This is a genomic window from Ramlibacter sp. MMS24-I3-19 (assembly GCF_050320135.1).
In the GTDB taxonomy this organism is placed as follows: domain Bacteria; phylum Pseudomonadota; class Gammaproteobacteria; order Burkholderiales; family Burkholderiaceae_C; genus Ramlibacter.
The window spans coordinates 3,518,007-3,530,122 of sequence record NZ_CP190017.1; the positions used below are offsets into that span (position 1 = coordinate 3,518,007).

General features: G+C 66.9%; 11 protein-coding genes. 3 read left to right on the forward strand and 8 right to left on the reverse strand.

Going from position 1 to position 12,116, the window contains the following annotated elements; all coding sequences use genetic code 11:
- Window positions 1-4 precede the first annotated feature (4 nt).
- The gene (locus ACPWT1_RS17490) at window positions 5-241 is read right to left on the reverse strand and encodes a PepSY domain-containing protein (RefSeq protein WP_427912419.1); all 237 of its coding nucleotides are present in this window, start codon (window positions 239-241) and stop codon (window positions 5-7) included.
- Window positions 242-410: 169 nt separating this feature from the next.
- Here ACPWT1_RS17490 and aat point away from each other — a divergent pair, with 169 nt between their 5' ends.
- From aat to ACPWT1_RS17505, 3 genes are read left to right on the forward strand one after another with little or no spacing between them, the layout of a single operon-like run.
- The gene (gene aat, locus ACPWT1_RS17495) at window positions 411-1,160 is read left to right on the forward strand and encodes a leucyl/phenylalanyl-tRNA--protein transferase (protein ID WP_427912420.1); all 750 of its coding nucleotides are present in this window, start codon (window positions 411-413) and stop codon (window positions 1,158-1,160) included.
- Window positions 1,157-1,909: an arginyltransferase gene (locus tag ACPWT1_RS17500; protein WP_427912421.1), complete on the forward strand. Its 753-nt coding sequence runs from the start codon at window positions 1,157-1,159 to the stop codon at window positions 1,907-1,909. The genes aat and ACPWT1_RS17500 overlap by 4 nt, the downstream gene beginning before the upstream one ends.
- A 40-nt stretch (window positions 1,910-1,949) precedes the next feature.
- Window positions 1,950-2,747, forward strand: coding sequence for an IclR family transcriptional regulator (locus ACPWT1_RS17505; protein WP_427912422.1), 798 nt, complete (start codon window positions 1,950-1,952; stop codon window positions 2,745-2,747).
- 69 nt (window positions 2,748-2,816) lie between these two features.
- On the opposite strand, the gene ACPWT1_RS17510 is transcribed toward ACPWT1_RS17505, so the two are convergent.
- The 7 genes from ACPWT1_RS17510 to ACPWT1_RS17540 all read right to left on the reverse strand — a co-directional run bounded on the left by ACPWT1_RS17510 (window position 2,817) and on the right by ACPWT1_RS17540 (window position 11,902).
- Window positions 2,817-3,851: a serine hydrolase gene (locus ACPWT1_RS17510; RefSeq protein WP_427912423.1), complete on the reverse strand. Its 1,035-nt coding sequence runs from the start codon at window positions 3,849-3,851 to the stop codon at window positions 2,817-2,819.
- A 111-nt stretch (window positions 3,852-3,962) separates the two neighbouring features.
- Entirely contained in the window at window positions 3,963-5,501 is a 1,539-nt protein-coding gene (locus ACPWT1_RS17515) for a 2-isopropylmalate synthase (protein ID WP_427912424.1), read from the reverse strand.
- A gap of 10 nt (window positions 5,502-5,511) precedes the next feature.
- Window positions 5,512-7,194, reverse strand: a complete 1,683-nt coding sequence (leuA, locus tag ACPWT1_RS17520; protein ID WP_427915581.1) for a 2-isopropylmalate synthase — start codon at window positions 7,192-7,194, stop codon at window positions 5,512-5,514.
- A 198-nt stretch (window positions 7,195-7,392) separates the two neighbouring features.
- On the reverse strand, window positions 7,393-8,211 hold the full coding sequence (gene pssA / locus ACPWT1_RS17525) for a CDP-diacylglycerol--serine O-phosphatidyltransferase (protein WP_427912425.1): 819 nt from the start codon (window positions 8,209-8,211) through the stop codon (window positions 7,393-7,395).
- A gap of 137 nt (window positions 8,212-8,348) precedes the next feature.
- Window positions 8,349-9,365 (reverse strand): ketol-acid reductoisomerase, encoded by a 1,017-nt coding sequence (ilvC, locus tag ACPWT1_RS17530; RefSeq protein WP_427912426.1) that lies wholly within the window; start codon window positions 9,363-9,365, stop codon window positions 8,349-8,351.
- A 137-nt stretch (window positions 9,366-9,502) separates the two neighbouring features.
- Window positions 9,503-9,994: an acetolactate synthase small subunit gene (gene ilvN / locus ACPWT1_RS17535; RefSeq protein WP_324999626.1), complete on the reverse strand. Its 492-nt coding sequence runs from the start codon at window positions 9,992-9,994 to the stop codon at window positions 9,503-9,505.
- 117 nt (window positions 9,995-10,111) lie between these two features.
- Window positions 10,112-11,902 carry an acetolactate synthase 3 catalytic subunit gene (locus ACPWT1_RS17540; RefSeq protein ID WP_427912427.1) on the reverse strand — a complete coding sequence of 597 codons (1,791 nt, stop codon included), beginning with the start codon at window positions 11,900-11,902 and terminating at the stop codon, window positions 10,112-10,114.
- Window positions 11,903-12,116 lie beyond the last annotated feature (214 nt).

Genomic DNA, 12,116 nt, shown 5'->3' on the forward strand with positions numbered 1-12,116 from the left:
GTCGTCAACCAGGGCGGCCCGTGGCGGCGTCGACGTAGATCACGCGCACTTCGCCGCGGCCGGTGAGCAGCTTGACGCGCCACACCGCACGCTGGCCCGACTGCACCCGGTCGACCGACAGCACGCGGCCGTCGGCCTGCTGCCGCGCGATGGCGGCGGCCTGATCGCGGCCCACGTCGGCCCAGGCCGGGACCGCAGCGGCGATCAGCAGGGCGCACAGCAGGCGGGCGAAGGTGGTCATGGCGGGCGGGGTTCTCCGTGTCGTGTCAGCAGCGGGCATCGTACTCTGGCGCCACGGGGTGGCAGCGCCCCATCGACAGGTGCCGGATGCCGATGGAGCCTGCATGGTGCAAGGGGCCGCATGAACGTTGCCTGAACGGCCTTCGCGAATCGGGCGACACTCTGTCCCGATGAAACTTCCCTGGCTCGACCCCGGAGACCCATTCCCGGACGCCTCCGAGGCATGGGGCGAGGATCAGCCCGCGCCGGGGCTGCTGGCGGCGGGCGGCGAGCTCGACGTCGCCACCCTCGAGCGGGCCTACAGCGGCGGCATCTTCCCGTGGTTCAGCGAAGGGCAGCCGATCCTGTGGTGGAGCACGGATCCGCGGATGGTGCTGTTCACCGCCGAATTCCGCCTGCACCGCTCGCTGCGCAAGACGCTGAAGCACTTCATCGCCGACCCACGCTGCGAGATCCGGATCGACAGCGCCTTCAGCCGCGTGATCCGCGCCTGCGCCACCAGTCCGCGCGAAGGACAGGCGGGCACCTGGATCGTGCCGGCGATGGTGCGTGCCTACGAGGCCTTCCATGCCGCCGGCCACGCACACAGCGTGGAGGCCTGGATCGACGGCGAACTGGCCGGCGGGCTGTACTGCGTCAACATGGGCCAGGCCGTGTTCGGCGAGTCGATGTTCACGCGCGTGCCCGACGCTTCGAAGATCGCGCTGGCTGCACTGGTGGCCTTCTGCCGCGCGAAGGGCATCGATTGCATCGATTGCCAGCAGAACACGCGCCACCTGGCGTCGCTCGGCGCGCGCGAGGTGCCGCGCCGCGACTTTGTCGCGGCGGTCGCACAACGCGCGACACGCCCTGCCCCGCGCTGGGAATTCGCGCCCGTATACTGGCGCGAACTCCAGCTGTTGCCGAAGCCCGCCGCGTGACGCTCCTCAAGGACCTCCCGCTCCAGACCCTGCAGTTCTATGCGACGGCGCCCTACCCGTGCAGCTACCTGCCGGGCAAGCAGGCCCGCTCGCAGGTGGCCACGCCGAGCCACCTGATCCACAACGACGCCTACTCGGACCTGGTCACCAGCGGGTTCCGCCGCAGCGGCATGTTCACGTACCGGCCGTACTGCGACGGCTGCCGCGCCTGCGTGCCGCTGCGCGTGCTGGCCCTGGCGTTCCGCCCGGATCGCAGCCAGCGCCGGGCCTGGGCGCGTCACCAGAACCTGCAGGCGCGCGTGCTCAAGCTGTGCTTCGTGCCGGAGCACTACCAGCTGTACCTGCGCTACCAGAGCGGTCGGCACGCCGGCGGCGGCATGGACCACGACAGCATCGACCAGTACACGCAGTTCCTGCTGCAGAGCCGGGTGAACTCGCGGCTGGTGGAATTCCGCGAGACCTTGCCCGACGGATCGGCAGGCGCGCTGCGCATGGTGTCGATCCTCGACGTGCTGGGCGACGGGCTGTCGGCGGTCTACACCTTCTACGAGCCGGACGCGTCGGCCAGCTATGGCACCTACAGCGTGCTGTGGCAGATCGACCAGGCCCGCAAGCTCAAGCTGCCGCATGTTTACCTGGGCTACTGGATCGCCCAGAGCTCCAAGATGAACTACAAGGCGCGGTTCCGGCCGCACCAGGTGCTGGCCGATGGCAGCTGGACCGACGGCAACGCCTCGCAGCCGCGCTGATCTTTTCACAAGATAAAATCGTGGGACCGAACAAGATCCCATGAGAAAGCCCGCCAGCGGCCAGGCCGCCACGCCCAACATCCAGGTCATCGAGCGCATGTTCGCGCTGATCGACGTGCTCGCCTCGCGCGAAGAGTCGATCTCGCTCAAGGAGATCAGCGAGAAGACGGGCCTGCATCCCTCGACCACGCACCGCATCCTGAACGACCTGGCGGTCGGTCGCTTCGTCGACCGCCCCGAGGCCGGCAGCTACCGGCTGGGCATGCGGCTGCTCGAACTGGGCAACCTGGTGAAGGCGCGGCTGAACGTGCGCGACGCCGCGCTGCCGCCAATGCGCGAGTTGCACCGGCTGATCCAGCAGCCGGTGAACCTCTCGATGCGCCAGGGCGACGAGATCGTCTACATCGAGCGAGCCTACAGCGAGCGCTCGGGCATGCAGGTGGTGCGCGCCATCGGCGGCCGCGCACCGCTGCACCTGACATCGACCGGCAAGCTGTTCCTCGCGGCCGACGACGCGCAGCGGGTGCGTGCGTACGCCACGCGCACCGGCCTGCCCGGCCACACCCGCAACAGCATCACGCAGTTGCAGGCGCTGGAGCGCGAGCTGGCCAAGGCGCGGCAATACGGCATCGCACGCGACAACGAGGAGCTGGAGCTGGGCGTTCGCTGCATGGCCGCCGGCATCTACGACGACCAGTCCAAGCTGGTGGCGGGCCTGTCGATCTCGGCGCCCGCGGACCGGCTGGACGAAGGCTGGCTCACCAAGCTGCAGGCCACCGCCGACGAGATCTCGGCATCGCTCGGCCACAAGCCCCCGACGGTGCGCGCGGCAGCCTGAGACTTCCTGGAGCGCTGAAATGCAGAACGGCCCTCGCGGGCCGTTCTGTTCATTGGCCTGAAGCCTCGATCAGCTGCTGGCCTGCGAGACGGCAGCCGTGCTGGTGGGCGGGGGCATCAGCGTCGAGGACGTGGAGGCCGGGGCATTGGTCTCGACCCACTTGCGCACGCGCTGCGCGTCGGCGATGCGGCTCAGCTTGCCCGCCGAATCCAGGAACACCATGATCAGCTTGCGGCCGGCGACGCGCGCCTGCATCACCAGGCACTGGCCAGCTTCGGTGATGTAGCCGGTCTTCTGCAGGCCGATGTCCCAGTCGGAGTGCCGCACCAGCAGGTTGGTGTTGTGGAAGCTCAGGGTGCGCTTGCCGACCGCGACGTCGTAGCTGGGCGAGGTGGTGAACTCGCGCAGTTGCGGATCCTGGTAAGCCACGTTGACGAGCGTCGCCAGGTCCTTGGCGCTGGACTGGTTGCGGCTGGACAGGCCCGTGGGTTCCACGTACTGCGTGTCCTTCATGCCGATCGCCTGCGCCTTCGCATTCATCAGCGGCACGAACGCCTGGAGCCCGCCCGGATAGGTGCGGCCGAGTGCGTGCGCGGCGCGGTTCTCGCTGGCCATCAGCGCCAGGTGCAGGGCTTCGCCACGGGTCAGCGACGTGCCCACGCGCAGGCGGGAGCTGCTGTTCTTCTCGGTGTCGACGTCGTCCTGGGTGATCGTGATCACCTCGTCCATCGGCAGCTTGGCCTCGCTGATGATGAGACCCGTCATCAGCTTGGTGAGCGACGCGATGGGCAGCACGGCCTGCTCGTTCTTGGAGAACAGCACTTCCTGCGTGTCCTGGTCGATCACGAGGGCGACCGACGAGCGCAGCGCCAGTTCGTCGCGCTTGGCATGCAGGCCAGCCAGCTGGCCGAACGACGGCTTGGCGGCGATGACGACGGAGCGGCGCTTGGCAGCGATGTAGGTCTTGCTGACGCGCGGCTTCTTGACCACCGAGCGGCGCTGGGCCGCCTCGGCCGTGGCGGGAACGGCGGCAGCGAAGATCGACACGGCAGCCAGCGCTGGCAGCAGTCGACTCACGGCTCGTGTCAAGGCATTCGGTCGCATCGAGGCCTCCTCCGGCCCAGAAACTCAGCAACGCTGAGCGTCAAATAGTTCGCAGCATCAAGGACTTAGATGAGTTTCCTAAGCCTTGGAGCGAATTATATGGACACAACCCTAACCTTGTGCAGCCACCCGCTCAGCTTTACTTTGTAATTTGTTGAGCGCGCTCAGATAAGCCTTGGCGGACGCGACCACGATGTCCGGGTCTGCCCCCACGCCGTTGACCACTCTCCCGGAGTTCTGCAGGCGAACGGTGACCTCGCCCTGGCTCTCGGTCGAGCCGCTGATCGCGTTGACGGAATACAACACCATTTCCGCGCCGCTGCGCACCAGGCTCTCGATGGCCTTGAGGGACGCGTCGACGGGACCGTTGCCATCCGACTCGCCCCGCACCTCCTTGCCATCGGCCGTGAACACGACCGTCGCATGCGGGCGCTCGCCCGTCTCGCTGCGCTGGGCCAGCGAGACGAGTCGATAGGTTTCCTGCTCGTGCGTGACGGCCTCGTCGCTGACCAGGGCCAGGATGTCCTCGTCGAAGATCTCGCTCTTGCGATCGGCCAGCTCCTTGAACTTGGCGAACGCGGCGTTGGCCTCCGATTCGCTGTCCAGCTGCACGCCCAGCTCCAGCAGGCGCTGCTTGAACGCATTGCGGCCCGACAGCTTGCCCAGCACGATCTTGTTGGCGGCCCAGCCCACGTCCTCGGCCCGCATGATCTCGTAGGTGTCGCGCGCCTTCAGCACGCCGTCCTGGTGGATGCCGCTGGCGTGGGCGAAGGCGTTGGCGCCGACCACGGCCTTGTTGGGCTGCACGACGAAGCCGGTCGTCTGGCTGACCATCCGGCTGGCGGCCACGATGTGCTTCGTGTCGATGCCCAGTTCCAGACCGAAGTAGTCCTTGCGGGTCTTCACCGCCATCACGATCTCTTCCAGCGAGCAGTTGCCGGTCCGCTCGCCCAAACCGTTGATCGTGCACTCGACCTGCCGCGCGCCGCCGATCTTCACGCCGGCCAGCGAGTTGGCCACCGCCATGCCGAGATCGTTGTGGCAATGGACGGACCAGATGGCCTTGTCGGAGTTCGGGATCCGCTCGCGAAGGGTGCGCAGGAACGTGCCGTACAGCTCCGGCACCGCGTAGCCGACCGTGTCCGGCACGTTGATGGTGGTGGCGCCCTCCGCGATGACCGCCTCAAGCACCCGGCAGAGGAAGTCGATGTCGCTACGGTAGCCGTCCTCCGGCGAGAACTCGATGTCGCCGCAGAGGTTGCGCGCGAACCGCACCGACAGCTTCGCCTGCTCGAGCACCTGCTCGGGCGACATCCGCAGCTTCTTCTCCATGTGCAGCGGCGACGTGGCGATGAAGGTGTGGATGCGCGAGCGCTGCGCGGCCTTGAGCGCCTCGGCCGCGCGCGAGATGTCGCGGTCGTTGGCGCGCGAGAGCGAGCACACCGTGGAGTCCTTGATCGCCGCGGCGATGGTCTGCACCGCCTCGAAATCTCCGTTCGAGCTGGCCGCGAAACCGGCCTCGATCACGTCGACCCGCAGTCGTTCGAGCTGGCGTGCGATGCGCAGCTTCTCGTCCTTGGTCATCGAGGCGCCGGGCGACTGCTCGCCGTCGCGCAACGTGGTGTCGAAGATGATCAGGCGGTCGGCCATTGGCGGGCTCCTACTTGGCGGGGATGGTGGCGGGCTGCGACTGCGGCACCGCATGCGCGCGCTGCAGGCCGGACAGGATGGCCTTCAGCGAAGCCGACACGATGTTCGCATCCATGCCGACACCGAACAACGTCCTGGCACCGACGCGCAGTTCCAGGTACGCCACGGCCTGCGCGTTGGCCCCGGCGCCGATGGCGTGCTCGTGGTAGTCCAGCACCCGCACGGTGTCGCCCAGCGCCGTGGAGACGCCATCGACGAAGGCATCGATCGGCCCGTTGCCGCGGCCCTGGATGGCCACGGTGCGGCCAGCCACCTGCACCTCGGCCTCCATGCGAACGCCGCCGGCCTGCTCGACCAGCTGGTGGCGCGGCGCGGCGATGCTGCCCAGGCCGTATTCGCGTTCGAACAGGGCGTGCAGCTCGCGCGCGGTGAGTTCCTTGCCGCTGGCATCCATCACCGCCTGCACGACCTGGCTGAACTCGATCTGCAGCCGCCGCGGCAACTCCAGCCCGAACTCGCTTTCGAGCAGGTACGAGATGCCGCCCTTGCCGGACTGGCTGTTGACGCGAATCACCGCCTCGTAGCTGCGGCCGAGATCCTTCGGGTCGATCGGCAGGTACGGCATCTCCCACACGTCGCCTTCCTTGCGGGCCGAGAACGCCTTCTTGATCGCGTCCTGGTGCGAGCCGGAGAACGAGGTGTAGACCAGGTCGCCGACGTAGGGATGGCGCGGGTGCACCGGCAGCTGGTTGCAGTGTTCGACGTCGCGGCGGATCTCGTCGACGTCGGAGAAGTCCAGGCCCGGGTCGACACCCTGCGTGTACAGGTTCAGGGCGACGTTCACCAGGTCGAGGTTGCCGGTGCGCTCGCCGTTGCCGAACAGGCAGCCTTCCAGGCGATCGGCGCCGGCCATCACGGCGAACTCGCCGGCGGCGGTGCCCGTGCCGCGGTCGTTGTGCGGATGGACCGACAGCACGATGGCGTCGCGCCGCGCGAGGTTGCGGTGCATCCACTCGATCATGTCGGCGAAGATGTTCGGCGTGGAATGCTCCACCGTCGACGGCAGGTTGACGATGCACTTGCGCTGCGGCGTCGGCTGCCACACCTCGGTCACGGCATCGACCACGCGCTTGGCGAAGGCCAGCTCGGTCCCGGAGAACATCTCGGGCGAGTACTGGAACACCCACTCGGTCTGCGGCTGCTGCGCGGCCAGTTCCCTGAACAGCCGCGCCTGGCTGGTCGCCAGGTCGACGATGCCATCCTCGTCCAGGCCCAGCACCACCTTGCGCATCACCGGCGCGGTGGCGTTGTACAGGTGGACGATGGCCCGACGCGCGCCCTGCAGCGCCTCGAACGTGCGCCGGATCAGCGGCTCCCGCGCCTGGGTCAGCACCTGGATGGTCACGTCGACCGGGATGAGGTCTTCGTCGATCAGCTTCCGCACGAACTCGAATTCAACCTGCGACGCCGACGGGAAGCCGACCTCGATCTCCTTGAAGCCGATCTTCACCAGCGTCTCGAACATGCGCAGCTTGCGGGCGATGTCCATGGGCTCGATCAGCGCCTGGTTGCCGTCGCGCAGGTCGACGCTGCACCAGATCGGCGCCCGCGTCAGCACGGCGTCGGGCCAGGTGCGGTCCTTCAGGCCGACGGGAGCGAACGCGCGGTACTTGCTGGCGGGGTTCTTCAACATGGACATGGGTGGTGTTCCGGTGGGTGGGACCAGCAGCCCCAAAGAAAAACGGCCCGCTGCTGGTGCAAACGGGCCGTCGAGGAAGTCGCTTCGATTGCGCGCGCTACCGTCTCCGCCCGTGGGTGGATAGCAGTAGAGCCAGCGAAATCAGGTTCATGGCAGGGCAATGTAGCACAAGTGATCCGCGGTCGTTCCGGATCATTTGTGCAGGCCGCTCTCCTCGGGTTCGTCGGTGGACGTGCTGATCACGCTGGCGCGCTGGCCGCTTGCCTTGCGCCATGCATACAGCGCGTAGCCGGAGAGGCCGTAGGTGCAGAACAGGACGAAGAGGACGACCGGCGGATCGATGTTGATGACGGCGATCGACAGCGCAATCAGCACGATGACCACGAACGGCACGCTCTTCTTCATCTTCACGTCCTTGAAGCTGTAGAACGGCACGTTGGTGACCATCGTCAGGCCGGCATACAGCGCGAACGCGAACATGACCCAGGCCACCTCGTAGCCCTTGATGCCATGGTCGGTCATCAGCCAGATGAAGCCCGTGACCAGCGCCGCCGCCGCGGGCGACGGCAGGCCCTGGAAGTAGCGCTTGTCGACGACGCCGGTGTTCACGTTGAAGCGGGCCAGGCGCAGCGCTGCGCAGGCGCAATACACGAAGGCGGCGAACCAGCCCCAGCGACCCAGGCCCTTGAGCGCCCATTCGTAGGCGATCAGGGCCGGCGCGGCGCCGAACGACACCATGTCGGAGAGCGAGTCCATCTGCTCGCCGAAGGCGCTCTGCGTGTTGGTCATGCGCGCCACGCGCCCGTCGAGGCTGTCGAGCACCATCGCCACGAACACGCCGGTGGCCGCCAGGTCGAAGCGCTGGTTCATCGCCATCACGACCGCGAAGAAGCCGCCGAACAGCGCTGCCAGCGTGAAGAGGTTGGGCAGGATGTAGATGCCCTTGCGGCGCTTGCGCACCACCACGCCCTCGTCGGGGACGCTGTCCGAATCCGTGCTGCCGTCGTGCATGTCCCGAGTGTAAAGGCGCGGAAGAGCTGGCTCTGCAGTGAAATGCTGCATGCCACGGGCGCAGGCAAACAAAAAGGCGGCCCTCAAGGCCGCCTTCCTGGAGTCCCGGCCTGCGCCGGGATGACATGCGTGGATGGTCAGTTCCGGGTCTGGTCGACCAGCTTGTTCTTCTTGATCCAGGGCATCATCGCGCGCAGCTTCTCGCCGACCACCTCGATCTGGTGTTCGGCCATCAGGCGGCGGCGCGATTGCAGCGTCGGGGCGCCGGCGCGGTTTTCCAGGATGAAGCTCTTGGCGTACTCGCCGGTCTGGATGTCCTTGAGCACCTGCTTCATCACGGCCTTGCTCTCGTCGTTGACGATGCGCGGGCCCGTCACGTACTCGCCGTACTCCGCGTTGTTGGAGATCGAGTAGTTCATGTTCGCGATGCCGCCTTCGTAGATCAGGTCGACGATCAGCTTCAGCTCGTGCAGGCACTCGAAGTAGGCCATCTCGGGCGCGTAGCCGGCTTCCACCAGCACCTCGAAGCCTGCCTTGATCAATTCGACGGTGCCGCCGCACAGCACGGCCTGCTCGCCGAACAGGTCGGTCTCGGTCTCCTCGCGGAAGTTGGTCTCGATGATGCCGGCCTTGCCGCCGCCGTTGGCCATCGCGTACGACAGCGCCAGGTCACGCGCCTTGCCGCTCTTGTCCTGGTGCACCGCCACCAGGTGCGGCACGCCGCCGCCCTGGGCGTAGGTGCTGCGCACGGTGTGGCCGGGGGCCTTGGGCGCCACCATCCAGACGTCGAGGTCGGCGCGCGGCACGACCTGGCCGTAGTGCACGTTGAAGCCGTGCGCGAACGCCAGCGAGGCGCCCTGCTTGATGTTCGGCTCGACGTCGTTCTTGTAGACGGCGGCGATCTGCTCGTCGGGCAGCAGGATCATCACGACGTCAGCCGACTTCACGGCTTCGGCCACTTCGGCGACCTTGAGGCCCGCCTTCTCGACCTTGGGCCAGGATGCGCCGCCCTTGCGCAGGCCGACGATGACCTTCACGCCGCTGTCATTGAGGTTCTGCGCGTGCGCATGGCCCTGCGAGCCGTAGCCGATGATGGCGACGGTCTTGCCCTTGATCAGGCTCAGGTCGCAGTCCTTGTCGTAAAAAACCTTCATGGTCGTTCTCTCTCGATGTGAATGACTCCCGTTCGTCCTGAGCCTGTCGAAGGGCTCAAGCAACCCCGGCGCGCGGCCGGGGCTTCGACAAGCTCAGCCCGAACGGGCGGTGGGCTGAGCCTCGATTCGGTGGATCGCTACACGCGCAGCACGCGCTCGCCGCGGCCGATGCCGCTGGCGCCGGTGCGCACGGTCTCCAGGATGGCGGTGCGGTCGATGGCCTCCAGGAAGGCGTCGTTCTTGCCCTGGTCGCCGGTGAGCTCGATCGTGTAGCTCTTCTCGGTCACGTCGATGATGCGGCCGCGGAAGATGTCCGCCATGCGCTTCATCTCCTCGCGCTCCTTGCCCACCGCGCGCACCTTCACCATCATGAGCTCGCGCTCCGTGTAGGCACCTTCGGTGAGGTCGACCACCTTCACGACCTCGATCAGGCGGTTCAGGTGCTTGGTGATCTGCTCGATCACGTCATCCGAGCCGGTGGTCTGGATCGTCATGCGCGACAGCGACGGATCCTCCGTCGGCGCCACGGTGAGCGATTCGATGTTGTAGCCGCGGGCCGAGAACAGCCCCACGACGCGGGAGAGTGCGCCGGGTTCGTTCTCCAGCAGCACCGCGATGATGTGTTTCATGATGTCGATTCCTCTTTTCGGTGCCCTCCCCTGCCCACGGTAATGGGCAGGCTCGGCAACCAATAGATTCGTCTTTGAAGGACGGGCGTCCGCGCAGCGGACCCCTCTGTCGTCCGCTTAAAGGTCCTCGGCCCCGAGCAGCATCTCCGTGATGCCCTTGCCGGCCTGCACCATCGGGTAGACGTTCTCCGTCGGGTCGGTGCGGAAGTCCATGAACACGGTGCGGTCCTTGAGCTTGCGCGCCTCGCGCAGCGCCGGTTCCACGTCCTGCGGCCGCTCGATCAACATGCCGACGTGGCCGTAGGCCTCGGCGAGCTTCACGAAGTCGGGCAGCGCGTCCATGTAGCTGTGGCTGTACCGCCCCTCGTAGTCGATCTGCTGCCACTGCCGCACCATGCCCAGGTAACGGTTGTTCAGCGAGATCACCTTGATCGGCGTCTTGTACTGCAGGCAGGTCGACAGCTCCTGGATGCACATCTGCACCGAGCCTTCGCCGGTGACGCAATACACCTCGGACTGCGGCTTGGCCAGCTTGATGCCCATCGCGTACGGAATGCCCACGCCCATGGTGCCGAGGCCGCCCGAGTTGATCCAGCGGCGCGGTTCGTCGAACTTGAAGTACTGCGCGGCCCACATCTGGTGCTGGCCGACGTCGGACGTGATGTACGTGTCCACGCCGCGCGTGAGCTTGTACAGCGTCTCGATCACGGCCTGCGGCTTGATGACGTTCGCGTTCGCGCGGTCGTACCGCAGGCAGTCACGGCTGCGCCAGTCGTCGATGGACTTCCACCAGGCCGCCATCGCACCAGCATCGGGACGTGCGCCGGACTCGCGGATCATCGCGATCAGCTCGCCCAGCACTTCCTTCACGTCGCCCACGATGGGGATGTCGACCTTCACCCGCTTGGAGATCGACGACGGGTCGATGTCGATGTGGATGATCTTGCGTTCGTTCTGCGCGAAGTGCTTCGGGTTGCCGATCACGCGATCGTCGAACCGCGCGCCCACCGCCAGCAGCACGTCGCAGTTCTGCATCGCGTTGTTGGCCTCGATGGTGCCGTGCATGCCCAGCATGCCGAGGAAACGCGGATCGCTGCCGGGGAAGGCGCCCAGGCCCATCAGGGTGTTGGTGCACGGTGCGCCCAGCAGGTCGACCAGCTGCCGCAGTTCGGCCTCCGCATGGCCCAGGATCACGCCACCGCCGGTGTAGATGTACGGCCGCCTGGCCGCCAACAGCAGCTGCAGCGCCTTGCGGATCTGGCCGCCGTGGCCCTTGCGCACCGGGTTGTACGAGCGCATCTCCACGCGGTCCGGGTAGCCGGTCCACGCGGTCTTGTTGAAGGAGACGTCCTTTGGGATGTCCACCACCACCGGGCCGGGACGGCCGCTGCGTGCGATGTGGAAGGCCTTGCGCATCACCTCGGCGAGCTGGCGCACGTCCTTGACCAGGAAGTTGTGCTTCACGATCGGGCGCGTGATGCCCACCGTGTCGCACTCCTGGAAGGCGTCGAGGCCGATTGCGGCCACCGGCACCTGGCCGGTGACGATCACCATCGGGATGCTGTCCATGTACGCGGTGGCGATGCCGGTGACCGCGTTGGTGACGCCGGGGCCGGAGGTGACAAGGGCCACGCCGACATCGCCTGTGGCGCGGGCGTAGCCGTCCGCCGCGTGCACGGCCGCCTGCTCGTGGCGCACCAGCACGTGCTGGATGGTGTCCTGGCGGTAGAAAGCGTCGTAGATGTGCAGGACTGCGCCGCCGGGATAACCCCAAACGTACTTGACGCCTTCGGCCTGCAGGGACTTGACCAGGATCTCGGCGCCGCGCAGTTCCTGCGTGCCGGCCCTGGAGGGCTGTGCGGCCGTGGCGGCCGCCGCGGAGGTGAGCTCCGCCTTGTTGATTTCCATCTTCAACCTTTCAGGTTTCGGGAACGAAACACCGTTTGGTGCCCCTTCACGCGCCCTCGTGAGGCTGTGTCGGGACTTAGAACCCTGGACCATGGGCGTGCAGATCGCACCGCCGGATCCGGACTCGTTTGCCGTGTCTTGCAGGCCGCATTATTGCACTGCGGCAGCGCAGCAAGCACGACAGCAAGGCCGCCGATGCGATAATCGCCGCCCG